Origin of the sequence: Mesorhizobium sp. M0491, from assembly GCF_040321265.1 — a bacterium.
Taxonomy (GTDB): Bacteria; Pseudomonadota; Alphaproteobacteria; order Rhizobiales; family Rhizobiaceae; genus Mesorhizobium.
In genome coordinates this window covers 41241-66021 of sequence record NZ_JAMYRE010000001.1, presented here as the reverse complement: position 1 = coordinate 66021, position 24781 = coordinate 41241, and the positions used below count along the sequence as shown (strand labels likewise).

Here is a 24781-nt window from a genome sequence, read left to right as displayed (position 1 = left end):
CTATCAGGATGCGTGCTGAAGCTCTTGCCGAATGGGGCCGAGATAGGTTTGCGGATGCAAGCGTCCCCAAACATGGCCCCGGTCGGTCAGATGCGCGACCTGCTCTATCCAGCGTCTCGGCGCATCGGGGTCCCTCACCTCATGCCAGTCGTCGACGATAATGACAGGCAGGCCCTGGTAGAGCGGTAGCGGCGAGGTCCTGGTGACGACGATGCAGCCGAGATAAAACAGCTCCCATGTCCTATGGCAGTCCAGGCCATTGCCTTCGGTGGACAGCACGAGCGGGTATTGCGAGTATAGTTGCCAGATCGAGCGCTGGGAGACCCGTTTCGTCAGGAAATCGACATGCGGACATCCGCCCAGGGCATCAAGCAGTTCCCGGCGCTGCCTCGAGCCATTGCTGATGCTGAAATCAGAGAACAGCCTGGGCAGGCGGCGGTCCACATGATCCTGCCGGGCGCGTATGATTTCCAGTTGCTTCACAAGCCCTGCCGGCGTGGCAAGGGACCGAGGCGTGTGAAGATCGAGCCCGATCGGGAAAGGCTTCACTCTGGGGTGAGTGCCGTCACAATTCTGGCTGTACCAAGAGACCAGGAAAGGGTTGGCGAGAAGTTGGTCGACGGTGTCCTTCGCCAGATCCGACGGCACCGAAGCATCTCCGTCGGTCGTCAGCAGCGTGAACGGTGCCGTGATCGTCGGCAGCACGATCCTGACGAACGTGTCGAGGTCGCAGGTTTGCGCATCCCTGGACAAGGTGCTCAGGCGCAGCCAGACGATGCCATGCGCGCCGCTGTAATGTTGGCGGAAAAATGCCTCGCTCTGCGTCGATGCAGTTGGCGCGTTGCGATACCAGCGCGGCCCGGCGAAATCGCAGAAATGCCCGATGCCCTGCGACCACAGCACGGGCGGAACGTCAAGAAACCTTAGCGCCCTGGAATAGACGACTCTTTTGACAGCCCTTCGAAACCTGCCCATCGGCAACTCCTAGCGCGGATGCCAATAGCGTTGCAACGTACTGCCTGGCATATTCGCCTTGAGCCGAACCCGGGCTAAAAATTTCGAGCCGTCTGGCGGCGTCGCAACTGGCTGACGATCTCGCCGGCTGCAGTGCCGCGACCAACTCCCGGCACGGACAGAGGCACGCGGCGGTCTACAGACTTGATCGCGGCAAAGGTCGAAGTGCTTGCGGTTCAGCGCAAGACCGCACATCTCAATCGTGCAATTCCCGCGATATCGGCGGACCGAGGGAGAAATCGGAGAACGTTACCTCAAAGCCCTCGCGTTGCGGCGAACAGCACATCATGCCGATATCGACCGTCTTCGAGGTCGGGAAATAGGCAAGCCGCACAGGCTTCCAGTGGCCGTCGGAAGCATCGAGGTACTGGACGCGGATCGCCTCGGCGTGACGGGTGAACCGGATCCTGACGCCGTTCGGATCGGCATGAATGGCGACCAGCGACCAGTCTGACGTGTCGTTGGTGACGACAACGGAGAAATAGGCAAGGCCGTCGGTGTACTCGATACCGGCCTTGATCCAGTGCGTTTCGCTGAGCCGGACCATCAGCCCGGCCTGATCATAGAGGACTTCGTAGTCGCCTTTGACCGTGACTTCGGCGCTGAAATCGCCTTCGACCGGCCGGTGCAGGAAGTGGCCGTTGTCGCGCCAGAAACCGTAGAAGGTCTCGCGCCAGAAATCGGTCTCCTTACCGGTGCGCACACGAACGCTGTCGCCGTCGATAGAATGGTGCGGCGGCGGGTTAAGCCAGATCAGATCTTGCACTGTCATCCTTTCGCGCCGTCCAATCCAGATGTGCATGGCGGTGTTGCCGGCATGATCGGCAGTGACCGATCAGTCAGGCTGATCGGTCGACGGCCGATCAGCCTGCGAACGTATAGGCCGTCTTCACCGTGGTGTAGAACTCCGCCGCATAGTGGCCCTGCTCGCGCGGCCCATAGCTCGAACCCTTGCGGCCGCCGAAGGGAACATGGAAATCGACACCCGCCGTCGGCAGGTTGACCATCACCATTCCGGCCTCCGAATTGCGCTTGAAGTGCGTGGCATGCTTGAGGCTCGAGGTGCAGATGCCGGAGGTCAAGCCGAAGGGCGTGTCGTTGGCGACGGAAAGCGCCTCGTCATAGTCCTTGACGCGAATGACGCTGGCGACAGGTCCGAAAATCTCCTCGCGCGAACTGCGCATGGCATTGGTGGCCTCGGTCAGCAATGCCGGCTGCAGATAGAAGCCTGGCGTCTTGCGGTCGAGCCGCTCGCCGCCGAAGGCGAGCGTGGCACCTTCCCTGACGCCGATGGCGATATAGTCCTCGTCCTGCTTCAGCTGCGTCGCGTCGACGACAGGACCGATCTGGGTCTGCGCGTCGAGCGCATCGCCGATGACCAGTTTGCTCATGCGATCCTTGAGGGCATCGACGAAACGGTCATGGATGGCCTCGGTCACGATCAGCCTGGACGACGCGGTGCAGCGCTGGCCGGTCGAGAAGAAGGCGCCATTGAGCGCGCAATCGACGGCGATCGCAAGATCGGCATCGTCGAGCACGACCAGTGGGTTCTTGCCGCCCATTTCAAGCTGGAACTTGCGCATGTGTTCGATGCTTGCCGCGGCAACGCGCTTGCCGGTACCGACCGAGCCGGTGAAGCTGATGGCGTTGACGTCGGGACTGTCGAGCATCGCCTGACCGACCACCGAACCCTTGCCCATGACGAGATTGAGCACGCCCTTTGGCAGGCCGGCGCGATGCAGGATGTCGACAATGGTCCAGGCGCTCTCGGGAACCAGCTCCGCCGGCTTGAAGACGACGGTGTTGCCGTGTGTCAGCGCCGGAGCGATCTTCCAGGCCGGAATGGCGATCGGAAAATTCCACGGCGTGATGATGCCGACCACGCCGACCGCCTCGCGCGTCATCTCGACGCCGACGCCCGGCCGCACGCTCGGCACGACCTCTCCGGTCAAACGCAACGTTTCGCCGGCAAAGAAATCGAAAATCTGGGCGGCGCGAATGGTCTCGCCTATGCCTTCGGCCAGCGTCTTGCCTTCCTCACGCGCGAGGTTGCGGCCAATCTCGTCCTTGCGCGCCAAAATCTCGTCGGAGGCCTTTTTCAGCACCGCGTGACGCGCCAGCGGACCGGAGCGGGACCAAGCCGGGAACGCTGCCTTGGCCGCGGCGATCGCCTGCTTGGCCTGTTCGACACCCGCCGAGGCATAATCGCCGACGATGTCACCGGTATCCGAGGGGTTGATGTTGCGCGAACCGGCGTCGCCGACCCACTCGCCATCGATGAGGTTCTTTCGAAACAGCGTCATATCGTATGTTCCTGCTTGTTGGCCGCGCGGGCATCTGTCTGAACTGGTATTTGCCAGACAATTGCCTCGCGGGAAAGCAAACAGTGAACCAGCAGCCGCGACAAAAATCCCCGCTTGCGCCGCGCGGATGGCGGGCGACGACAATGCCCCATCGAGCCTCGATGCAGCCAACAGCCACGATGCATCGTTCGGCTTGGGCCCGATTTGGTCTGTACACAAATGTCCATAGCCTTGATTTGCCTGAGGCAGCGTGTCATGCGTCGTGTCGATGGCAGCTCTCGAAACGACGATTCAGCGCGCCGGCGCCACCGGCAATATCAAGGCCACTCGCGAAGACTGGCTGAAGCTTGCGCTTGAAACGTTGATCTCTGACGGTGTCGAACGCGTCCGCGTGCTGACGCTTGGACAGAAGCTCGATGTGTCGCGTTCCAGCTTCTACTGGTATTTCAAGAGCCGACAGGATCTGCTCGATCAATTGCTAGATTACTGGCGGCAGACCAACACCAGGTTCATCGTCGAACGGGCCAGGCGGCCTTCCGCGACCGTCATCCGCGGGGTGATGAGCATTTTCGAATGCTGGGTGGACGAAAAACTGTTCGATCCGCAGCTGGATTTCGCGATCAGGGCCTGGGCCCGCCGCTCGCCCGCCATCAGGCGCGCGCTCGACGAGGCCGACGAGGAGCGCGTCAACGCCATCCGCCACATGTTCATGCGCCACGGCTATGAGGAAGAAGACGCGTTCGTGCGAGCCCGCGTGCTGTATTTCATGCAGATCGGCTATTACTCGCTTGAGCTCAACGAGCCGATGAGCAGCCGCCTGCCTCACGTCGCCGGTTATCTGCGCAGCTTCACCGGCCAGGAGCCTCCAGCGGAGGATGTCGAAGACTTCTCGCGCTATGTCGAGAAAACGCTTTTGCGCAACCGATAGTACGGCCCGTTCGGCCCCCGCAGCTGGCGACTTCGCGGGCGCATCGGCCCAAATAGCAAGCACGTTTGCTGCCGACAGCAGCGGAGACGCCCCTCTGCCGCATCGGCGCAAAGCGGCGTCATGGACCGTTCATTCCGTCCTCCGCCAAGCTCTAGACACATATGTACAATACCGATAGGGTACGCCACACTGACTGGGTGGAGTGCGACAGGATGAAATCCCAATACAGGGCGATCGTCATCGGCGGCGGCGTGGTTGGAGCCTCGGTGCTCTATCACCTGGCGAAGTTCGGCTGGAGCGACGTCGCGCTTATCGAACGCGAGGTACTGACAGCGGGATCGAGCTGGCATGCGGCCGGCGGGTTCCATGCGCTGAACGCCGATCCCAACATCGCCGCCCTGCAGGCCTATACGATCGACCTGCTCTCCGAGGTCGAGAAGGAATCGGGCCAGAGCATCGGCATGCACATGACCGGCGGCATCTCGGTCGCCTCGGCGCCCGAGCGCTGGAAATGGCTCAAGGCCTCCTACCGCATCTTCCAGACCATGGGCATCGACGATGTCCACCTGGTCGGTGTCGATGAGATCAAGCAGCGCTGCCCGATCCTCAACACCGACGGCATGCTGGGAGGCCTCTATGCCGCGCGCGAGGGCCATATCGATCCCTCAGGCGTCGTGCACGCCTATGCCAAGGCAGCCAGGCTGCGCGGCGCCGACATCATCGAGCACAACCGGGTGCTGGAACTGAACCGCCGCGCCGATGGCGGCTGGGACGTGGTCACCGAGAAGGGCACGGTGATTGCCGAGCACGTCGTCAATGCCGGCGGACTGTGGGCCAAGCAGGTCGGCAGGATGGCCGGCATCGACCTGCCGGTATCGCCGATGGAACACCATTATCTCGTCACCGAGGCATTGCCCGAAATCCAGGCGCTGGACATGGAATTGCCGCTGATCGTCGATCTCGAAGGCTTCACCTACATGCGCCAGGAGCAGAAAGGCCTTCTGCTTGGTATCTATGAGGTCAACCACAAGCACTGGAACATGGACGGGGCGCCCTGGGACTACGGCATCGAACTGATCCAGGAAGATACCGACCGCATCGCCGACGAGCTGGCGCTCGGCTTCAGCCGTTACCCCTGCCTAGAGACAGCCGGCATCAAGCGCTGGGTAAACGGCGCCTTCACCTTCTCACCGGACGGCAATCCGCTGGTCGGCCCGGTGCGCGGCGTGCCCAATTACTGGGTGGCGTGCGGCGTCATGGCCGGTTTCCTGCAAGGCGGCGGCGTCGGCAAGTCGCTGGCCGAATGGATGATCCATGGCGAGCCGGAAGCCGACGTCTACGGCATGGACATCGCCCGCTATGGCGACTTCGCCTCCAACCGCGAATACATCAGGCAGACCACCGGGCAGTTCTATTCGCGCCGCTTCGTCATGAGCTATCCCAACGAGCAGCTGCCGGCGGGACGGCCCTTGAAGACAGCCGGCGCGCATGACGCGATGGATGCCGCCGGCGCGCGCTGGGGCAATTCATGGGGCATGGAAGTGCCGCTCTATTTCGCGCCGCAAGGTTTCGTCGAGACACCGACGCTGAAGCGCTCCAACGCCTTCGACATTGTCGCACAGGAATGCCGCAAAGTGCGCGAAGGTGTCGGCCTGCTCGATATATCAGCTTTCTCGCGCTACGAGATCACCGGTCCGCGGGCCGAGGCTTGGCTGGACCGGCTGCTTGCCTGTGCGCTGCCCAAGCCGGGACGCGCCAAGCTCGCGCCGATGCTGGGCGAAAACGGCAAACTCAAGGGCGACCTCACCGTCTTCAACTGGGGAGATGGCTCCTGGTGGATCATGGGATCCTACTATCTGCGCCAGTGGCATATGCGCTGGTTCGAGCAGCATATGAGCGAAGGCGTCACCGTCCGCGACATTTCGGACGCCATTGTTGGTTTCTCGCTCGCCGGACCCAATGCGCGAATGCTGCTCGAGCGGCTGACACACCAGGATGTCTCGCACGAGGCTTTCGGCTTCCTCGCCTGCAAGACATTGGATGTCGGCCTGGTGCGGGCCAAGGTCGGTCGGCTGTCGGTCATCGGCGAGCTCGGCTACGAGATCCATTGCCAGGCCAATGAGCACGCGGGCCTGCGCCGTGCGCTGCTTGCCGCAGGCAGCGATCTGGGCGTCACCGAATACGGCTTCGGCGCGGTCAATTCGCTGCGCCTCGAAAAGAGCTTTGGCATCTGGTCGCGCGAGTTCACGCAGGACTATACGCCTGATGAGACCGGGATGGACCGCTGGATCGCCTTCGACAAGGGCGATTTCATCGGGCGGGAGGCGGCCCTGAAAGAGCAGAAGGCTTCATCGAGGCGCACGCTGGTGACGCTCGAAATCGACGCGGCGGATGCCGATGCCAGTGGCTACGAGCCGGTCTGGAACAGAGGCAGGCTTGCCGGCTTCGTCACCTCCGGCGGCTATGGCCATACGGTCGGCAAGAGCCTCGCCATGGCGCTGGTCGAGCGCGAGGCGGCCGAGATCGATACGCAGTTGACAACCCACATCGTCGGCGTCGAAAGAGGTGCGCGCGTCATCGCTTCGTCGCCATACGATCCACTGGGCAAGGCGATGCGGGCATGACCGATCGAACCGGCGGCATCCGTGCAAAAGACCATGCAATGATCCACGTTCCCTTCAGAAAATCAGATCTGTCCGGCACGCCATGACCAGACGCTATTCCGCATTGTCGCTGTTCAAGGAGGGCCTGGCCGGCCAGACCGGCTGGAAGCCGGCCTGGCGCTCGCCCGAGCCGAAGCCAGCCTACGACGCGATCGTCATCGGCGGCGGCGGCCATGGGCTGGCGACGGCCTATTACCTGGCAAAGAACCACAACATCACCAGGGTCGCTGTGCTGGAAAAGGGCTGGATCGGCGGCGGCAACACCGGCCGCAACACCACCGTGGTGCGCTCCAACTACTATTACCCGGAAAGCGTTGAGCTCTACGGGCTGGCGCACCGCCTTTACGAAGGGCTGGGCAAGGACCTGAACTACAATGTCATGCTGTCGCAGCGCGGCATGGTCAATCTGTGCCACTCGACCGCCGAGATGGAGATCGGCGCGCGCACCGTCAACGCTATGCAGATCAACGGCATCGATGCCGAATTGTTTTCTCCCGAGGATGTGCGCCGGGTGGCGCCGATCTACAATTTTTCGCCGGACGCGCGCTTCCCGGTGTTCGGCGGCATCTGGCAAGGCAGGGCCGGCACGGCGCGCCATGACGCCGTCGCCTGGGGCTACGCGCGGGCGGCGAGCCGGCTCGGCGTCGATATCATCCAGAACTGCGAGATCACTGATTTCATCATCGAAGGCGGCCGCTGTCGCGGCGTCCAGACTTCGCGTGGCGCGATCCGTGCCGAGCGCATCGGCATGGCGGTAGCCGGGCATTCTTCGGTGCTGGCGGCAAAGGCCGGCTTCCGGCTGCCGATCAATTCCTATGCGCTGCAAGCCTGCGTGTCCGAGCCGGTCAAGCCGATCCTCGACACGGTGGTGCTGTCGCCCGGCTGCGGCGTCTATGTCAGCCAGTCGGACAAGGGCGAGATCGTCATCGGCGGCGGCCTTGACCGCATCCCTTCCTATGCGCAGCGCGGCAATCTGCCGACGCTGGAGGGGGTGATTGCCGGCCTTTTGGAAATGTTTCCGATCTTCGGCCAGCTCAAGCTGATGCGGCAATGGGCCGGGATCGTGGATGTCGTGCCGGACTCCTCGCCGATCATCGGCGAATCGCCGCTGCCCGGCCTGTTTCTCAATTGCGGCTGGGGCACGGGCGGCTTCAAGGCCATTCCCGCCGGCGGCACGCTGCTTGCGAACCTGCTGGCGACCGGCAAGCACAACGACATCAGCCGCCCCTTCGACCTCGATCGCTTCGCCAGCGGGCGGCTGATCGACGAAGCGGCCGGCTCCGGCATCGCGCATTAGAGGCAATCATGCAGTTGTTCCCTTGCCCATTTTGCGGCCCGCGTGACGAGACCGAATTCCACTATGGCGGCGATGCCGGCAACATCAGGCCTGACGGTGCCGACGTGCCGATCTATCGCTGGGCTGAGTACCTCTATCTGCGCGGCAATCCGAAAGGCACGGCGCGCGAGATCTGGGTTCACATGATTTGCGGCGAGTTCTTCGTCATGGAGCGGGACACCATCACCCACAAGGTGCTGTCTTCGGCCGCTCTCGACGGGGAGCATGCCGCGTGACCGCCTCGCGTCTTGCCACCGGCGGCAGCGCTATCGACCGCTCGCGCCCGATCCGCTTCAGCTTCGACGGCGCCACCGTGCATGGCTTTGCCGGCGACACCATCGCCTCGGCGCTGCTGGCCGGCGACGTCGCGGTCGTCGGCCGCAGCTTCAAATATCACCGGCCGCGCGGCATCTGGGGTGCCGGCGTCGAGGAGCCGAACGCGCTGGTCGATCTCGGCGGCAGCGTGCCAGCGAAGCCCAACACGCGCGCCACGACCGAGCCGGCGCGCGACGGGCTGGTGGCGAAAAGCGTCAACGCCACGCCCAGCGCGCTGGCCGACCGCAACGCCTTTCTCGACCGTTTCGCACGCTTCATACCGGCGGCGTTCTACTACAAGACTTTCATGTGGCCGGACTGGCACAGGTTCGAGCCGCGCATCCGCGCCATGGCGGGATTGGGCACAGTCGACGCCTACTGGATCTCGCCGGGCACGGCGGACCAGATCAACCATCATTGCCATGTGCTGGTTGTAGGCGCGGGACCGGCAGGGCTGGCGGCGGCAAGGCTGGCGTCTGGTGCTGGCCTGACCGTCACACTGGTCGACGACCAGCATAGCCCCGGCGGATCGCTCGGCCATCATGCCGCGGAGATCGACGGCAAGCCGGCGGCCGTATGGGTCAAGGAGACGATTGCCGAGCTTGCCGCTGGCGGTCACCTCATCCTGCCTTCGACCACCGCCTTCGGCATTTACGACCACAATCTGGTCGGGCTGAACCAGCGTCATCTCGACGGCCGGCCGGATACGCTGTGGCGGGTCAGGCCGCGCCAGATCGTGCTGGCGGCCGGCGCCATCGAGCGGCCGCTGCCCTTCGCCAACAACGACTTGCCGGGCATCCTATCGGCGGATGCGGCGCTCGCCTATCTCCGGCGCCACGCTGTGCTGGTCGGCCGCCGCATCGTCGTCGCCACCAACAATGACAGCGCCTATGAGGTGGCGGGGGCGCTTGCCGAGGCCGGCGCCGAAGTCAGGCTTGTCGACATCCGGCGCGACGGCACGCCTGCCGCGCCGGCCAATGTCCGGCTGGCCAAAGGGCGTTCTCTCATATCCGCCAGCGGCAGGCTGCGCGTCGACGGCGTAACGCTCGACGACGGCACGAGGTTCGATGCCGATTGCATCCTGATCTCGGGCGGCTGGACGCCGACCCTCCATCTCTTCGGCCAAGCCAAGGGCAAGCTCGCCTGGAGCGAGGCGCGCGCGGCCTTTCTGCCGGGCGATCCGGTCGATAACATCGCGGTGGCAGGTGCGGCTGCCGGCGCGGTTTCCTTGTCGGAGGTGTTTGCTGGCGCCAGCACCGCCGTTGCATCGCTCGGCCAGACGAAGGCTCCCCTACCGCGGAGCACCGGGCCGGAGGCAACGGACGGCATAGTCGCGGCATGGCCAATGCCGGGCTCGAAGGGACGCATCTGGATCGACTATCAAAACGACGTGACGGTGAAGGACGTCGAGTTGGCAGCGCGCGAAAACTTCGTCTCGGTCGAACATCTGAAGCGCTACACCACGCTCGGCATGGCGACCGACCAGGGCAAGACCTCCAACCTGCCCGGCCTGGCGCTGATGGCCGGCATCACCGGCCGCACCGTGCCGGAGGTCGGCACCACCACCTATCGTCCGCCATTCACCCCGGTGCCGCTGGCAAGCTTTGCCGGCGCGCGCGTCGGCGAATTGATGGCGCCGGTGCGCCGGCTGCCGCTCGAAAATGTCCACCGAGCCAATGGCGCCGTCTTTCAGGAATATGGCGGCTGGCTGCGCCCGGCCCACTATGGCGGCGGCGCTGACGCGGAACGTTCGATCGCGGACGAGGCACGGCGCGCCCGTCAATCCGTGGCGCTGTTCGATGGTTCGACGCTCGGCAAGATCGAGGTGATCGGGCCGCAGGCGGCCGCATTCGTGGATTTTCTGTACTACAACACCATGTCGACGCTGAAGCCCGGCCGCTGCCGCTACGGCTTCATGCTGTCGGAGAACGGCGTGGTCTTCGACGACGGCGTTCTGGTGCGGCTGGACGAGCATCGCTTCGTCGTCTCGTGCTCGTCCTCGCATGTCGCTGCCGTTCACGCCCGGCTGGAGGAATGGCGTCAGGACCGTTTTGGGCGCGACGCCGTCTACATCCACAACGCCACATCAGACATGGCGACGCTGACCGTCTCGGGGCCAAACTCCCGAAAACTGCTCGAAACGCTTGGCCTCGGCCTCTCGCTCGACGATGCCGACCTGCCGCATATGGCAATCGGTCATGGCACCTATGCCGGCGACGAAGTCCGCATCGCCCGAGTCAGCTTCACCGGGGATCGGAGCTACGAGATCTCGATCCGGGCGGATCGCGCCGAGCCGCTATGGGCGCATCTGCGCCAAGCCGGCCAGGCGCTCGAGGCCGTCGTCATCGGACTCGAGGCGCTGATGATCCTGCGGGCAGAGAAAGGCTTTATCGTCATTGGCAAGGACACTGACGGCACCACGTTGCCGCATGATCTCGGCGTTGAAGGCCCTCGCGTCAAACGCCAGAGCGAGTTCGTCGGCCGCCGCTCGCTGTTCACCGAAGAGGCCTCGCGTGACAACCGCTTGCAGCTTGTCGGGCTGGCGGTGCCGCAAGGCGAAGCGCCGCTGCCGACCGGCGCGCATGGCATCAAACGGATCGACGGCGGATTGCGCAGCCAGGGCTTTGTCACCTCGAGCTACCAGAGCCCGACGCTCGGCCGCCCGGTTGCGCTTGGCCTGATCGAGCGTGGCGCGGCCCGGCACGGCGAGGCGATCGACATCCAGCATCTCGGCAAGATCAGCAAGGCGATGATTACCGCACCTTGCACCTTCGACCCGGCAGGAGACCGGCTGCATGCGTGATCTCGCGGAAAAATGGTCTGTTGCACCGGACTGGCAGTCGGCGGTGATCACGGCGACCGGCCTCGTGGTGCGCGCGATCTGCGGCCTCAACCAGCTTCTGGTCAGTGGCGACCTCGACGCGTGGGCAAGGGCTTCCGGTGTCGACGGAACTGGCGTGGGTGCTTTTGGTACCGCACAGGGCGACCGCTATGCGGCGCGGCTGGCGCGCGACCGGTTGCTCGTCGTGTCGAAGAGCCCGCTCCCCATCCCCACGGGCTGGCATGCAGACGGGTTCGCGGCGACGGCGATCAGCGCCGGGTTGCAAATATTCGAGGCCGAGGGCACGGCGCTCGATGCTTTCATCGCGCGTGGAACGACGCTCGATCCCAGCCAGCCAAGTGCCAGTGCAGCGCTTTCCTTCGCCGGCATCAGCGCCGTCGTCTATCGCCATGACGGCAAGCTGCGCATCCATGTCGATCGCGGTCTTGCCGCCTATCTCTGGACATGGATGGAAATTGCCGTCGGCAACATCGCCGCCGGATCAGCCGCTTAGCCGGCGGCAGTGCGATCAGAGCGTGAACGACCAGAACAGGCAGGCCAGCGTCGCGGCGGCAAAGACGACGAAGAACAGGCTGCGCAACAGCACGTTGCGACGCAGCTCGTTCATGACGAAGTGACAACCGACGATCGCCGCCGCAAACAGGAACCGCCAGTTCAGCAATGCCCACACGGCGCTGCCCTGCCCGAACGCCCATCTGGCGACAAGACAGCCGACGATGGTCGCAACCAGTGCAATCACGGTCCAGAAGAGGGCGTCGGCGGCATGGGTCAGGACGACGCCGGCCGCCCTGATCGGCAGGATCATCATCAGCATTGCGCTGAAGAAATAGACAGCGGCAATCGGGATGAACACGCCGGCGTCGGCGATGCCGTCAAGACGCCTGACGCCGATGGCACCATAGGGATAGCCGTGCCTGGCGACAGCCAGGCTCAACGCCATGAGCAAGGCGGTCAGCACGGCGACCAATGCGAAGGATGTGAGGGCTTTGCTCATGACGTTCCTGTCCTAGACGAATCAGACAGGAACGTTTTTAGCGGGCAGTCGTAAATTGCGTAAGCGAGATCAATCATTACGCGAATTTCGATTGCGGCGTAATCCGCCGACGGCGTCTATTCGGCGGCGATCCTGCCTGCCGAGCGGTTGGCCAGCACGAAGCCGACCTCGTCGACCGCCTGCGCGGCACGCTTAAGGATCGCCTCGGAGTGTAGCACGCCGTCGGTGAAATCCTTGTCGGTGGCGTAGACGGCGGTGGGCAGCGCAAAGGCCTCGAAGAAGCCGAACAGCGGCCGCAGCTGATGTTCGACAATCAAGGCGTGGCGCTCGCCACCGCCGGTCGCCGTCAACACGATGGGCTTCCCCCGCAGCGCTGCCGGATCGATCAGGTCGAAGAAGTGCTTGAACAGGCCGGTATAGCTGCCCTTGTAGGTCGGCGAGCCGACGACGAGCACGTCGGCGGCGAGGATTTCCTCCAGGATCACGCGCGCCTGGCCGTCGAGATCGCGGGCCCATTTCGCCGTTCCCAGCGACGGACCGAGGTCCTCGATATCATAGGTGCTCGCCGACAGGCTGTGGCTGGCGGCGATGTCCCTGGTGACCAGATCGACGAAGGCGCGCGTCTTTGACGGCCGGGTGATGTTGCCGGAAAAGCCGACGACTGTTGGATTTGACATGGCAGTGAACCTCTTGGGGTATAGTGGCCGAAAAATTTTGCTGTGGCGAGCCTCTCGCCCGCCGGTGAGAAATCAGCTCCAGGCGTGCAGCGGCGGGTTTTCGCCGTTGAGGAAATATTTGCCGAGGATCGAATATTTCCAGCGCACCGGATCGTGCAGCGTGTGCGTGCGCGCGTTGCGCCAATGCCGGTCGAGATTGTGTTCGGCCAGCGTCGAGCGGGTTCCCGCAAGTTCGAACAGCCTGTTGGTGGCGGCAATGGCGATCTCGGTCGACAGGATTTTTGCCTCGGCGGTGACGATCTGGGCGTGCGCCACCGTCTCGGCGGTCGGCTCGATCACCGCCCGGTCGATTGCCAGGCCGGCCTTTTCCAGCAGCGCCTGCGCCGCGTGCAGGCGCAGCGTCAGGTCGCCGATGGCCTGGATGGTGTAGGGATCGTCCCAGGCATTGTCGACGCCACTGTCGATCCAGGCTCGGCTCTTGGTCCTGACGAAATTGACCGTCTCGTCGATCGCTGCCTGGGCGATGCCGGTGTCGACCGCCACCTGGATGATCTGGAAGATGGCGCCGTCGGCGGTTGGCCTGTCAAAACCCTTGTAGCCTGGCACCAGATGCGTCTTCGGCACCTTGACGTTGTCGATGATGACGGTGCCGGACAGCGTCGTGCGCTGGCCGAAGCTCGACCAATCGTCGATGACGGTCAAGCCGGGCGCGCCGCGGTCGGCGATCGCATACCAGGCACGGCCTTGGTCATCGAGCGCGACGATCGGCACGAGATGAGCGAGCAGCGCGCCGGACGAATAGAATTTGCGGCCATTGACGACGACATGGTCGCCGGCATCGGTGAAGCGGGTTTCGAAATCGGCGGCGCGTTTGGAGCCGAACTCGGAAAAGGCGTTGCCGAACCGCGTGCCTTTCAACGCTTCGGCAAACAGCAGCTTCTGCTGGTCCGCGTCGGACACGGTGCGGATGGCGGCGACCACGCCGAGATGGTTCTGGGCAATCTGGCCGATCGAGGAATCGGCCGCCGAGATGATCTCGATCACCTTCGCCAGCGTCGCATAGGACAATTCCGGCCCGCCGAATGCCTTGGGCACGTTGATCGACCACAGGCCGCTTTGCGAAAAGGCATCGAGTTCGGCAACCGGCCAGATCCGCTCGCGGTCGCGCCTTGAGGAGTCCTTGACGAATTCGGCGGCGAGCGCGTGGGCGATAGCAATCGCCTCGGCGGCGTCCTTGATGATGTGCGCCGGCGCGGTCGGTCTTGCGACTGCCGGCACGGCGGCGGAAGCCTGGTCGGTCTTGACGGTCGAAACGGTCATTTCACTGCTCCTTGGGATTTCATTTCAGGCAACGGCATGGAGATGGGCTGGTTTGACGGCGGGCGAAGGCTGTTGCCCGGCGGTCGATTGACCGAGGTAGAAGGCCCTGATGTCCTCGCGCTGGCGAAGCTCGGCGGCCGCACCAGTGAGAACGGAGACGCCGTTTTCGAGCACAGTGGCGTGGTCGGCATAACGGAGCGCCACCGCCGAATTCTGCTCGGCGACCAGGATCGACAGGCCGGTCTCGCGGTTCAGCTTTCTGAGCGTCTGGAAGATGTCCTGGACGATGAGCGGCGCGAGACCCATCGACGGTTCGTCGAGGACCAGCAGGCGCGGCCGCGACATCAGCGCCCGGCCGATGGCGGTCATCTGCTGTTCGCCGCCAGAAGTCAGGCCGGACGATGTCCGGCGCTTTTCCCTGAGCCTCGGGAAATAGCCGTAGATCCGCTCGAGATCTTCGTTGATCTCGGCGCGGCGGCCACTGCGGCCAATGCCGCCGGCAACCAGATTTTCCTCGACGGTGAGGCTCTTGAAGCAATGCCGGCCTTCCAGCACCTGGACCAGGCCGGCGCGCACGAGATCGCCCGGCTTGCGGCGCGAGACATCCGAGCCTTCATAGCGGATGGTGCCTGCATTGACCTGGCCACGCTCGGCCGGCAGCAAATTGGAGACGGCCTTGAGCGTCGTGGTCTTGCCGGCGCCATTGGCGCCAAGCAATGCCAGGATCTGGCCGCGCCGAAGTTCGAAGCTGACGCCGTGCAGCGCCGTGATGGCGTGGTTGTAGGTGGCATGAACCGTATCCACGGCAAGAATGACGTCATCGTCCGGCATGGGGCTCTCATTTTGTGGTTCGATGAACCGAACAGGCCGGGCGCTGCGGAACCCTATCCGCTGCGCCCGGCTCTGCCCTGATCAGTTGGTGGTCACTGCGTTGGCATCATCCGCGGTGCGCAGCTTGATGCCCTTCTCGGCGGCGTAGGCCTCGGCGGACTTCTCGATGATTGGCCGCAGCAGCGCCCAGTCCGGCGCGATCCAGTCGGAGACGACGTTCCACTTCTTGCCGTCCCACTGCTGGAAGGTCACGTAGCCCTCGCCTTCGTGATTGTCCCAGCTGACATTGATCGAGTGGAACAGGTCCTTGGCGCCAAGCGCCTCGACTTTGGCCGGATCAAGCTTGAGGTGCTCGAAGCCCCAGCGGACCTCGTCGCCGGTCAGCGTGCGGTGGCCGAACTTCTCCTGCGCGACGCGGATCGCCTCGACATTGAGGATGCCGTTGACGATGCCGAGATTGTGGTAGACCGAGCCGATACGCGCCTTGTCTTCGAGGTTACCCTTGCCGGCGCCGTAGACCGTCTTCACGATCTCCTGAACCACCGGGTAGGAGTTGCCGGAAGCCTGGGTGGTGATGGCGGTGTAACCCTTGGCGGCGTCGCCGGCCGGGATGACATCCTCTTCCGAGTTCGACCAGACATTGCCGACGATGTGATCGACGGGAAAGCCGACCTTGACCGCCGTTTTCAACGCCACCGGGTTCATCACGCCCCACCCGCGCAGGACGACGAAGTCCGGCTTGGCGCGGCGGATCGTCAGCCACTGCGACTGCTGCTCGTTACCGGGATGCGGCACCTCGATCTGCTGCACGGTGAAGCCGTATTTCTGCGCCAGCAATTCATAGATCGGGATGGTTTCCTTGCCGTAAGGCGAGCCGTGATAGAGCACGACGATCTTCTTGCCCTTCAGTCTGTCGATGCCGCCTTCCTTGGAGGCGATGTAGTTCACGATGCCTGATGTCTCGCTGTAAGGATTGAGCAGCAGCGGGAAGACGTAGGGGAAAACGCGTCCATCTGTGGAATCGGTGCGGCCGTGGTTGACGGTGATCAGCGGCACCTTGTCGGCGGTGATGCGGTCGATCATGGCGTAGGCGATGCCGACCGAGAGCGGGTTCCAGGCGGCGGCACCGGCATGGCTCTTCTGCCGCTCGTAGCATTCGACGCCGCGCTCGACCTCGTACTGGGTCTCGCATTCGTCCCAGGTCAGCTTGACGCCGTTGACGCCGCCGTCGCGGATGTTGATGAGGTTGAGATAATCGATGAAGCCGCCGAAGAAGCCGGTGCCGCCGGCCGCATACGGCCCGACACGATAGCTCTGCAGCGGGAAATACTGTTCGTCGGCGTGCGCGGCGGGCAAGGCCACCGACACGATCATCGCCGCGGACAGCGCCGCCGCCTTGATTGTGTTCAGGAAATTCATGGTTGAGGTACTCCCGGTATGGGCCGTCTTGGGTTCGGCCTCTGGTTCATTTTCGGATGCGTCAGCTCAAGTCGACTGCCAGGCGGACAGGAGCCGTCTTCGGACCCTGTCCCACAGCGCCACCAGCCCGTCGGGTTCAAGGATCAGAAACAGGATGATGAGCGCGCCCAGCACGATGCGCTGGCTCATGTCGAGCACGCCCGAATCGAAAAGATCGCCAAGCAGGAAGCCGCCGAGGCGCGAAAGAGCGAGCGGGAAGACCACGATGAGGGCGGCGCCGAAAAATGCGCCGCGGATCGAAGCCAGGCCACCGATGATGATGATGAACAGTATCTGGAACGACCGGTCGAGGTCGAAGCCATCCGGCTCGACGGTCCGCAGATACGCGAAGGCCCAGATGACGCCGGCGACGCCGATGATGAAGGACGAGATGGCGAAGGCCAGCAGCTTGGTCTTCAGCACCGGGATGCCGATGATGCGGGCAGCGGTTTCATTGTCGCGGATGGCGATGAAGTTGCGCCCGGTCTGCGACGAGACCAGCCGATGGGCGAGGAAGGTCAGCACGGTGACGATGGTTAGCGCGAAGAGATAGCGGCCGATGGCGCCGTCGAGCGCGAAGCCTGAAATCGACAATCTCGGCGCGTCGATGACGCCGGAAGCCGAGTTGTTGGAGAACCAGCTGAACTTGGTCAGCGCCCATTGCACGAAGAACTGCGCGGCGAGCGTCGAAACCGCGAGGTAGAAGCCTTTGAGCCGCAGGCTAGGCAGGCCGAAGACGATGCCGATCGCGGCGGCGACGATGCCGGCCAGGAAAATGCTGCCGATCAGCGGCAGGCCTTCGACGCGCAGGTTGAAATTATAGGCGGCGAAGGCGCCCGCCGCCATGAAGGCAGCACTACCCAGCGAAACCTGGCCGGCATAGCCGGTCAGGATGTTCAAGCCCACGCCGGCGAGGCTGAGCGCCAGGAACGGCAGCAGGATGGCCTCGAACAGATAGCTCGAGCCGATCAGCGGCACGACGCCATAGGCGAAGGCGAGCAGCAACACGGGCACGACCCATTTCGGCAGCACCGGCGCGGACGAGAAATCGCTTGTTATGGCGGTCATGGCTCAGATCCTCTCGACGAGCTTCTGGCCGAACAGGCCGGAAGGACGGATCAGCAGGAAGACCAGCGCGACGACATAGGCGAACCAGCTCTCTATGCCGCCGCCGAAATAGTCGCCGATATAGACCTCGGCGAGCTTCTCGCTGGCGCCGATCAGCAACCCGCCGACGATGGCACCGAGGATGGAATCGAAGCCGCCGAGCACCAGCACCGGCAGCGCCTTGAGCACCACCAGCGACAGCGAGAACTGCACACCGAGGCGCGCACCCCAGAGCAGTCCCGCCACCAGTGCGACAAGACCGGCAGCAGCCCAGACGGTGGCCCAGATCAGCGGCAGCCTGAGACCGACCGCGAGGGCCGCGAACTGATCGTCGGCGACGGCGCGAAAGGAGAGGCCGATGCGGGTGTAGCGGAAAAACAGCGACAGCAAGAGGACCATGCCGGCGGCAACCACTGCGGCAAAAATGTCGAACTGGCTGATCAGCACGCCGCCGATTTCCAGCGGCACGTCCTCGATGCCGAGATCGAGGCCGTGGACCTGCGTGCCCCAGATCAGCTGGGCGGCGCCCTCGATGATGTAGGACAGGCCGAGCGTCGCCATGAACAGTGTGATCGGCGGCTTGTTGGTCAGCGGCCGCAGCACCGTGCGCTCGATGGCGACACCCATGGCGACCATGATGGCGAAAGTGATCACCAGCGCCAGCGCGAACGGGATGCCGCGCTCGATAAGGCTGACGAAGGTGAGTGCCGCGAACAACAGCATCGCGCCTTGCGCGAAATTGAGCACGCCCGAGGTCTTGTAGATCAGCACGAAGCCGATCGCGACCAGCGAGTACATGACGCCGGAGAGCAGGCCGCCGACGAGCACTTCGATGAAGAACTGGTAGTCGAAATCGGCGATCATATGCCTGCCCCGTCCTCATTGTCCGAGGCGACGCCGAGGTAGGCATCGATGACGCGCTGGTCGTTCCTGACCTCGTCTGGCGTGGCGTCGGCGATCTTGCGGCCGTAGTCGAGAACGGCAATGCGGTCGGACAGGCCCATGACGACGCCGACATCGTGCTCGATCAACACCACGGTGGTGGCGAAACGATCGCGCGCGGCACGGACGAAAGCCGCCATCTCGCTCTTTTCGCTCGCGGTCATGCCGGCCATCGGCTCGTCGAGCAAAAGCAGGCGCGGCTGGGCGACCAGTGCGCGGGCCAGTTCGACACGCTTCTGCAGTCCGTAAGGCAAGGTGCCGACAAGACGGTCGCGAATGGCGGTGAGGTCGAGAAATTCGAGGATCTGTTCCGCGCGGCTGCGTGTTTCGCGCTGCTCGCCGCGCGAGCGGCCGATGCCGAGCACCTGGCCGGCAAAGTTGGAGCGAACCTTGTAGGCGAGGCCGGAAGCGACATTGTCGAGGACGCTGAGACCCTTGAACAGTGCAAGGTTCTGGAAGGTTCTGGCGACACCGAGGTGAGCCAACTGCTGCGTCGGCACCTGGGCATAGAAGGTGCCGTCGAGCCGGACGTGGCCGCGATCCGGCCGATAGACGCCGCTGATGACGTTGATCAGCGAGCTTTTGCCGGCGCCGTTCGGGCCGATGATGGCGCGAATTTCGCCTGGGTGAACCGACAGGTCGATATCGGCCAGTGCCACGACGCCGCCGAACGACAGGCCGATGCCCTGGAGCGAAAGCAGCGGAGCGGCGACACCAGCAACGGAGCCGATCGGCTCGCCGTCGTCTTCGGACTGCTGCTGCAGACGCGGGCTTGACGGCAGGCCGCGCGCAAAGACTTCCGGCGCATAGACCGAAGCGTCCATCACTCCGAGCGTATAACTGGGCAACGGCATTCCAATCGTCCTTGATTAGGCGCGCAAAACCTCATTGCCGCTCGACGGATCGAGCGCGCCGGCAACCTTCATGCGTGTACTGGCCGGACCGTGGCGGGCCAGGCTGCGGGATGGCTACTCCGCCGCCAGCGACGCCGCCGCCTCGGCGTTTTCCAGTTCGCGGACCAGCGGGATGACATGCTTGCCGAAATACTCGACCTCTTCCTGGAAGTGCAGGAAGCCGAGCAGGATGAGATCGGCGCCGGCGCGCTTCAGGTCGACGATGCGTTGAGCGACCTGCCTGGGGGTGCCGATCAGGTTCGAGCGGAAGCCGTCATTGTACTGGACCAGATCGTCGAAGGAGGATTTCGCCCAATTGCCCTCGCCTTCCGGCGAAGCCTTGCCGGCATTTTTCACCTCATGGCCAAAGGCGTTGACCGCCTCGGGGTTGGCCTTGGCAATGATTTCGGCGAGCACCGCCCTGGCCTCATCCTCTGTCTCGCGGACGACCGCGAAGGCGTTGACGCCAACCTTGACGGAATGGTTATTGGCCTTCGCCTTGGTCCTGAGGTCGTCGACCTGCTTGGCGATCTCGGCCGGCGTGTTGCCATTGGTGAAGTACCAGTCCGAGACCCGCGATGCCATGTCGCGCGCGGCGCGCGACGAGCCGCCCTGGAAGATTTCGGGCAGCGGCTGCGGCGGTTTCGGCTTCAGCGAATATTCGTTGAAGCGGTAGAAATCGCCACGGAAGGTGAAGCTGTCCTCGGTCCATATTCCGCGCAGCGCACGAATGAATTCCTCCGAGCGGCGATAGCGCTCGTCATGGTCGAGCCAATGCTCGCCGATGGCATGGAACTCGCCACGGAACCAGCCGGAGACGAGGTTGATCGCGACGCGGCCATTGGTGAGATAGCTGATGGTGGCGATCTGCTTGGCCGCCAGCGCCGGGTTCCACGGTCCGGGCAGGATCGCCGCGATGACCTTGAGCGTTGTGGTCGCCGCCAGCAGATCATGGCTGAACGCCACCGATTCATGCTGCTCGTCGGCGCCGTAGCCGGCGGTGAAGCGGATCTGGCTGAGTGCGTAATCAAAGCCGGACTTCTCGGCGATCTGCGCCAGCTTGCGATTGTACTCGGCCGAATGGTTGGTGCGCTGCTCGATGTTGGAGATCACAAGGCCGCCCGAAACATTCGGCACCCAGTAAGCAAACTTGATCGAGTCGGTCTCTGCGTGTGCCATGAACTGTCTCCCATTCAGGCCATCTCGTTGATCGATCCGACCGCAGCCGGTTTCGTCGGTATTTATTATGTTTATAGAATCTATATACAAAGAAGGATTTTCCGTTTTTGAGCCCCTCTTGGGACGGAAATACCAATTTTGCTCGGCCAACCCGGTTTGCCGGTGTCAGCTCATGACCGGACCCTGCGCGGCATTGGCGCCGATGGCCTGCGCTGACGGCAGCGTTACCAGCAGCTTGGCAATTTCAACCGCGACCGCCTGGGCATGGCGAGCGACTTCCGGCAGACCCATGAGCTCGCCGAAAGTCCCTCGTGCCAGCGGGCCGGCGACCAGGAGTGTCGCGACCGCCTCACCGTCCCGGCCGATCGCGCGGCTGTCGAGACCTGTCTCGATGCCAAGCCCATATTGGTCCGTCCTGATCAAGCCGGTTTCCGCCAGCGAGCTCAGCGCCGGGTTCAGCTGCAGCGCCTGCCCATGAGCCGGACCGGTGGTGTTGATGACGGCAGCGAAGCGCGCCGCCTCGATCCGGGTCTGCCCGCGCCGTTGAAAGCTGACAGCCAGGCTGCCGTCCTCATCGTTCGACGCGACAAGCCTGGCGGCAATGGTGTCGACTGTACCGGCGGCATGGCGCCGGTCGAGCACGGCGGCGACCTGCGGGGCGATCCTGAAACGATGCACGTCCCAGAACACGCGCAGCTGGCGGACCAGCCTTGCCCGCTCCGGCGGGGCAAGTGCGGCCCACAGCACCGGCCCCTGCAGGCGCAACTGGTCGAAGACCGACTGCCAGTTGACATTGGCCGCTCTTGCCGCTGCCAGCGTCGCGCGAATGGTCCTGAGCAGGCCGAGCGCCGTCGTCGCCGGCGCGGATGCAAAATCGCCAAAAGGCTCGCCCCTGACATCGGGGTGTCCGCGCGAGCGTAAGCCGCGGCGCGACAGCGTGAGGATGCGGCCACGATGGCCACGACGGTCAAGTTCGGCGGCCATGTCGGCCGAGGTCAGCCCGGAGCCGACGATCAGCACCGAGGCGTCCGGCCCGATCCCGGCAAGCGCCGCGGCAGCGTATGGGTCGGCGATGAAACCCGGCGCTTCCGTCAGGTGGATCAACGCGGCTGGAATTGCAGGCTGGGGATGCGTTGCTGCTAGAACGACGATGTCGGAGGCGACCGGTCCGGCAGAGGTGTGCACGGTCCAGCCCGCGCCACTGGCATCGCGTGTCACGCGTGTGGCGGAACCTTCAACATGATGGACAAGGCCGGAATTGAGATGCGGCGCCAGATGCTCGGCAACATAGCGACCGAACACGCGCCGGCGCGGAAAAGCGTCGCCGTTCTTCCAGATGGCATCCGGGTCGTGTTCGAGTTCTCCGCTGCCAGTCAACCAGCGTGCAAAATGCTGCGGGTCGTCGGGAGCCATGCTCATCCTGACCGCGGGAACATTGACCCGATGAGACGGTTCCTCGCTGGAATAGGCAAGGCCACCGCCAAGAACCGGTCGTGGCTCGATCACGGAAATGGAAATGCGCTCCGGTCGAGGCATTTGCGCCAGGTGCCACGCCACCGCCGCACCGGAAAAGCCGCCACCAATAATGGCGACGCGCAACCGCGAGGACGCAGGAAGCAAGTTCACGAGGCGCTGGCGAGCGACTTCGGCCGGTGGTCGCCGGCGATGGTTTCGCCGAACGGACCGGTGTTTACGGACGAGCCGGCTGCCTTGACCGGATGGTCGGTCGGCAGTTTCGGCAGCACCAGCTCGCCGAAGCGATAGGCTTCTTCGAGATGTGGATAGCCGGAAAGGATGAAGGTATCGATGCCGAGGCGCCGGTACTCGTCGATGCGCTCGGCGATCGTGTCGGGATCGCCGACAAGTGCGGTACCTGCGCCGCCGCGCACCAGGCCGACGCCGGCCCAGAGGTTGGGGGCGATCTCGAGCTTGGCGCGATTGCCGCCATGCAATGCGCTCATCCGCGCCTGGCCGACCGAATCCATGCGGGCAAAGACCTTCTGCGCCGAGGCGATCGTCGCGTCGTCGAGCCGGCTGATCAGCCTGTCGGCAGCGGCCCAGGCCTCCTCGGTGGTTTCGCGGGCGATGACATGCAGCCTAATGCCGAAGGAGAGCTTGCGGCCAGCCTTCTGCGCCAGTTCACGCATGCCGTCCAGCTTGCGCTCTACATCGGCTGGCGGCTCTCCCCAGGTCAAATATTTGTCGATCTCCTGCGCCGCCACCACGGACCCAGCGTCGGACGAGCCGCCGAAATAGAGGGGGGGGTAGGGCGTCTGCACCGGCGGAAACAGCAGCCTTCCATCCTCGATGCGGAAATGCTTGCCCTGATGCTCGACCGTCTCGCCGCTCAGCACCCGCTTGTAAATCCGAAGGAATTCCTGCGTCACCTCGTAACGTTCGGCATGCGACAGGAAAATGCCGTCGCCCTTGTTCTCCAGCGGATCGCCGCCGGTGACGACGTTGATCAGCAGGCGGCCATTGGAGATGCGATCCAGCGTCGCAGTCATGCGCGCGGCCAGCGTCGGCGACTGCAAACCGGGCCGCACGGCGACAAGGAAACGCAAGCGTTCGGTCATCGGTACGAGGGCCGATGCGATCACCCAGGAATCCTCGCAAGAGCGGCCGGTCGGCAACAGCACGCCATAGTAGCCGAGCGTGTCGGCCGCCTTCGCCACTTGCGTCAGATACGGCAGATCGACCGATCTGCCGCCCTCGGCTGTGCCGAGATAGCGGCTGTCGCCATGCGTCGGCAGAAACCAGAGCACCTTGATGCGGTCTGGCACGATCCGGCTCATGGCCTTTCTCCCGCTGCCTGGCGACTGGATATGTCTGCTTTGGTCGAGGGCGAGCGTAAGAGAGTGGGCATGGCGTGGTCCTGTCCGGGTGGAAACCAGATCGCCAGTGCAGATTGCTTATTCCACAAACTCTGTAGAGTTAGTTTATTCCAATTCTGTCGCCGCTATTAGAATTTCTCTCTCCAACGCGTCGGCGGTGAGGCCGACCCGAGTGCACCGGGCCGGCCTTCCTGAATCAGAACGCGGGTTCGACCGCGTTGACATTGTCCTTGGTGACGACGGTCAGCGGGATGGGTAGCCGGTCCTTGACCTCCTTGCCGTCGATGATCTCGGCCATCGTGTTGATCGCCAGGCGGCCATCCTCGACGGGCGACTGGACGATGGTCGAGTACATCTCATTGGTGCGGATCGATTCGAACGCATCCTTCTGGCCATTGATGCCGACGATCGGCGGTGCGGCCTTGGAGGGGTTCGCCTCCTTCCATGCGTCGATGAAGCCGCGGGCCATCGTGTCGTCATTGGCGTAGACACCGCTGATCTGGTCGCCGAAGCGTGTGATCAGATCGCGGCTGACCACCAGCGCCTTTTGCTGGTCGAAGTCGGCGTTGACCGTGTCGAGCACCTTGATGTCGGCATTGGTTTCCTTGAGACGGTCGGTGAAGCCGCTGACACGTCCGATCGTGGTGCCGTTGCCAGCCTGGCCGGCGATGATGACGACGGAGCCCTTGCCGCCCAGCGCCTTGCTCAGCGAGTCCGCCGCCAGCTTGCCTTCCTCGTAGACATCAGGCCCGGTGAACGACTTGATGAACGGCTTGGCATCGTCGCTCATCGGCGAATTGATGAGGATCGCCGGAATGTTCGCCTGCTGCGCGCGCGCCAGCCCCGGTATGTATGCCTGCGGGTCGAGCGGCCACAGGATGATGCCGTCGACCTTACGCGCAACGCAGGTGTTGAGCTGCTCGGTGCCTTTCTGGACGTCGAAATCCTGGCTGAGGCTCAGGATCTCGATGCCGAGTTCCGCGGCGCGCGCCTGAAGCGCCTTGTTGGCCGGCGTCGCGTAGGCATGCGAATCCGCTGCCGTCACGTAGCAGACCGTCTTGGCGCTGGCCCAGCCCGTCGATGCCAGCACAGCCGCCATGGCGGCGACGTGAAGCATGCTTTTCTTGCCAATCATGTGTTTCCTC

At 63.9% G+C, this 24781-nt stretch carries 21 protein-coding genes; 6 read left to right on the top strand and 15 right to left on the bottom strand.

All coding sequences use genetic code 11. The features are described from left to right. Positions 1-3 precede the first annotated feature (3 nt). From NKI69_RS00290 to NKI69_RS00280, 3 genes are all read right to left on the bottom strand, one after another. Positions 4-975, bottom strand: coding sequence for a hypothetical protein (locus NKI69_RS00290; protein WP_352719539.1), 972 nt, complete (start codon positions 973-975; stop codon positions 4-6). Between the two features lie 235 nt (positions 976-1210). After that, positions 1211-1786 (bottom strand): DUF1349 domain-containing protein, encoded by a 576-nt coding sequence (locus NKI69_RS00285; protein WP_352719537.1) that lies wholly within the window; start codon positions 1784-1786, stop codon positions 1211-1213. A 91-nt stretch (positions 1787-1877) separates the two neighbouring features. After that, positions 1878-3317 (bottom strand): aldehyde dehydrogenase family protein, encoded by a 1440-nt coding sequence (locus NKI69_RS00280; RefSeq protein WP_023811552.1) that lies wholly within the window; start codon positions 3315-3317, stop codon positions 1878-1880. A gap of 268 nt (positions 3318-3585) precedes the next feature. Between NKI69_RS00280 and NKI69_RS00275 the strand changes: the two genes are divergently transcribed. The 6 genes from NKI69_RS00275 (at position 3586) to NKI69_RS00250 (ending at position 11894) form a co-directional block, all read left to right on the top strand. Then, positions 3586-4245 carry a TetR/AcrR family transcriptional regulator gene (locus NKI69_RS00275; RefSeq protein WP_031213366.1) on the top strand — a complete coding sequence of 220 codons (660 nt, stop codon included), beginning with the start codon at positions 3586-3588 and terminating at the stop codon, positions 4243-4245. A 212-nt stretch (positions 4246-4457) separates the two neighbouring features. Beyond that, positions 4458-6869, top strand: a complete 2412-nt coding sequence (locus NKI69_RS00270; RefSeq protein ID WP_352719535.1) for a GcvT family protein — start codon at positions 4458-4460, stop codon at positions 6867-6869. An 82-nt stretch (positions 6870-6951) separates the two neighbouring features. Next, positions 6952-8205: a sarcosine oxidase subunit beta gene (locus NKI69_RS00265; RefSeq protein ID WP_128302832.1), complete on the top strand. Its 1254-nt coding sequence runs from the start codon at positions 6952-6954 to the stop codon at positions 8203-8205. A gap of 8 nt (positions 8206-8213) precedes the next feature. Further along, positions 8214-8480 carry a sarcosine oxidase subunit delta gene (locus NKI69_RS00260; protein WP_352719533.1) on the top strand — a complete coding sequence of 89 codons (267 nt, stop codon included), beginning with the start codon at positions 8214-8216 and terminating at the stop codon, positions 8478-8480. Continuing rightward, the gene (locus tag NKI69_RS00255; protein ID WP_352719531.1) at positions 8477-11362 is read left to right on the top strand and encodes a sarcosine oxidase subunit alpha family protein; all 2886 of its coding nucleotides are present in this window, start codon (positions 8477-8479) and stop codon (positions 11360-11362) included. Before NKI69_RS00260 ends, NKI69_RS00255 begins: the two co-directional genes overlap by 4 nt. Next, on the top strand, positions 11355-11894 hold the full coding sequence (locus NKI69_RS00250; protein WP_352719529.1) for a hypothetical protein: 540 nt from the start codon (positions 11355-11357) through the stop codon (positions 11892-11894). The genes NKI69_RS00255 and NKI69_RS00250 overlap by 8 nt, the downstream gene beginning before the upstream one ends. Positions 11895-11909: 15 nt before the next feature. Here the strand turns inward: NKI69_RS00250 and NKI69_RS00245 are convergent, their stop codons facing one another. From NKI69_RS00245 to NKI69_RS00190, 12 genes are all read right to left on the bottom strand, one after another. Then, positions 11910-12395 (bottom strand): hypothetical protein, encoded by a 486-nt coding sequence (locus NKI69_RS00245; RefSeq protein ID WP_352719527.1) that lies wholly within the window; start codon positions 12393-12395, stop codon positions 11910-11912. A gap of 116 nt (positions 12396-12511) precedes the next feature. Next, entirely contained in the window at positions 12512-13072 is a 561-nt protein-coding gene (gene msuE / locus NKI69_RS00240; RefSeq protein ID WP_352611572.1) for an FMN reductase, read from the bottom strand. A 72-nt stretch (positions 13073-13144) separates the two neighbouring features. Beyond that, positions 13145-14392 carry an SfnB family sulfur acquisition oxidoreductase gene (locus NKI69_RS00235; RefSeq protein WP_352719525.1) on the bottom strand — a complete coding sequence of 416 codons (1248 nt, stop codon included), beginning with the start codon at positions 14390-14392 and terminating at the stop codon, positions 13145-13147. 24 nt (positions 14393-14416) lie between these two features. After that, entirely contained in the window at positions 14417-15223 is an 807-nt protein-coding gene (locus tag NKI69_RS00230; RefSeq protein WP_352611573.1) for an ABC transporter ATP-binding protein, read from the bottom strand. Between the two features lie 81 nt (positions 15224-15304). Continuing rightward, entirely contained in the window at positions 15305-16642 is a 1338-nt protein-coding gene (locus tag NKI69_RS00225; protein WP_352629842.1) for an ABC transporter substrate-binding protein, read from the bottom strand. Positions 16643-16708: 66 nt separating this feature from the next. Next, positions 16709-17749, bottom strand: coding sequence for a branched-chain amino acid ABC transporter permease (locus NKI69_RS00220; protein WP_352439782.1), 1041 nt, complete (start codon positions 17747-17749; stop codon positions 16709-16711). A gap of 3 nt (positions 17750-17752) precedes the next feature. Beyond that, positions 17753-18652, bottom strand: coding sequence for a branched-chain amino acid ABC transporter permease (locus NKI69_RS00215; protein WP_352439783.1), 900 nt, complete (start codon positions 18650-18652; stop codon positions 17753-17755). Next, entirely contained in the window at positions 18649-19584 is a 936-nt protein-coding gene (locus NKI69_RS00210; RefSeq protein WP_023811539.1) for an ABC transporter ATP-binding protein, read from the bottom strand. The genes NKI69_RS00215 and NKI69_RS00210 overlap by 4 nt, the downstream gene beginning before the upstream one ends. Positions 19585-19698: 114 nt before the next feature. Next, the gene (gene sfnG / locus NKI69_RS00205; RefSeq protein WP_352439785.1) at positions 19699-20802 is read right to left on the bottom strand and encodes a dimethylsulfone monooxygenase SfnG; all 1104 of its coding nucleotides are present in this window, start codon (positions 20800-20802) and stop codon (positions 19699-19701) included. A gap of 165 nt (positions 20803-20967) precedes the next feature. Further along, positions 20968-22428: an FAD/NAD(P)-binding protein gene (locus NKI69_RS00200; RefSeq protein ID WP_023811537.1), complete on the bottom strand. Its 1461-nt coding sequence runs from the start codon at positions 22426-22428 to the stop codon at positions 20968-20970. Further along, positions 22425-23597 (bottom strand): FMNH2-dependent alkanesulfonate monooxygenase, encoded by a 1173-nt coding sequence (ssuD, locus tag NKI69_RS00195; RefSeq protein WP_023811536.1) that lies wholly within the window; start codon positions 23595-23597, stop codon positions 22425-22427. Before ssuD ends, NKI69_RS00200 begins: the two co-directional genes overlap by 4 nt. A gap of 235 nt (positions 23598-23832) precedes the next feature. Then, a complete protein-coding gene (locus tag NKI69_RS00190; protein WP_023811535.1) occupies positions 23833-24771 on the bottom strand; it encodes a sugar ABC transporter substrate-binding protein in 939 nt (312 codons plus the stop codon). Between the last annotated feature and the right edge of the window lie 10 nt (positions 24772-24781).

Bases quoted from the DNA above. Each gene is read 5' to 3' on its own strand.
- NKI69_RS00290 (WP_352719539.1), bottom strand. From the start codon at position 975: ATGGGCAGGTTTCGAAGGGCTGTCAAAAGAGTCGTCTATTCCAGGGCG.
- NKI69_RS00285 (WP_352719537.1), bottom strand. From the start codon at position 1,786: ATGACAGTGCAAGATCTGATCTGGCTTAACCCGCCGCCGCACCATTCT.
- NKI69_RS00280 (WP_023811552.1), bottom strand. From the start codon at position 3,317: ATGACGCTGTTTCGAAAGAACCTCATCGATGGCGAGTGGGTCGGCGAC.
- NKI69_RS00275 (WP_031213366.1), top strand. From the start codon at position 3,586: ATGGCAGCTCTCGAAACGACGATTCAGCGCGCCGGCGCCACCGGCAAT.
- NKI69_RS00270 (WP_352719535.1), top strand. From the start codon at position 4,458: ATGAAATCCCAATACAGGGCGATCGTCATCGGCGGCGGCGTGGTTGGA.
- NKI69_RS00265 (WP_128302832.1), top strand. From the start codon at position 6,952: ATGACCAGACGCTATTCCGCATTGTCGCTGTTCAAGGAGGGCCTGGCC.
- NKI69_RS00260 (WP_352719533.1), top strand. From the start codon at position 8,214: ATGCAGTTGTTCCCTTGCCCATTTTGCGGCCCGCGTGACGAGACCGAA.
- NKI69_RS00250 (WP_352719529.1), top strand. From the start codon at position 11,355: ATGCGTGATCTCGCGGAAAAATGGTCTGTTGCACCGGACTGGCAGTCG.
- NKI69_RS00245 (WP_352719527.1), bottom strand. From the start codon at position 12,395: ATGAGCAAAGCCCTCACATCCTTCGCATTGGTCGCCGTGCTGACCGCC.
- msuE (WP_352611572.1), bottom strand. From the start codon at position 13,072: ATGTCAAATCCAACAGTCGTCGGCTTTTCCGGCAACATCACCCGGCCG.
- NKI69_RS00235 (WP_352719525.1), bottom strand. From the start codon at position 14,392: ATGACCGTTTCGACCGTCAAGACCGACCAGGCTTCCGCCGCCGTGCCG.
- NKI69_RS00230 (WP_352611573.1), bottom strand. From the start codon at position 15,223: ATGCCGGACGATGACGTCATTCTTGCCGTGGATACGGTTCATGCCACC.
- NKI69_RS00225 (WP_352629842.1), bottom strand. From the start codon at position 16,642: ATGAATTTCCTGAACACAATCAAGGCGGCGGCGCTGTCCGCGGCGATG.
- NKI69_RS00220 (WP_352439782.1), bottom strand. From the start codon at position 17,749: ATGACCGCCATAACAAGCGATTTCTCGTCCGCGCCGGTGCTGCCGAAA.
- NKI69_RS00215 (WP_352439783.1), bottom strand. From the start codon at position 18,652: ATGATCGCCGATTTCGACTACCAGTTCTTCATCGAAGTGCTCGTCGGC.
- NKI69_RS00210 (WP_023811539.1), bottom strand. From the start codon at position 19,584: ATGCCGTTGCCCAGTTATACGCTCGGAGTGATGGACGCTTCGGTCTAT.
- sfnG (WP_352439785.1), bottom strand. From the start codon at position 20,802: ATGGCACACGCAGAGACCGACTCGATCAAGTTTGCTTACTGGGTGCCG.
- ssuD (WP_023811536.1), bottom strand. From the start codon at position 23,597: ATGAGCCGGATCGTGCCAGACCGCATCAAGGTGCTCTGGTTTCTGCCG.
- NKI69_RS00190 (WP_023811535.1), bottom strand. From the start codon at position 24,771: ATGATTGGCAAGAAAAGCATGCTTCACGTCGCCGCCATGGCGGCTGTG.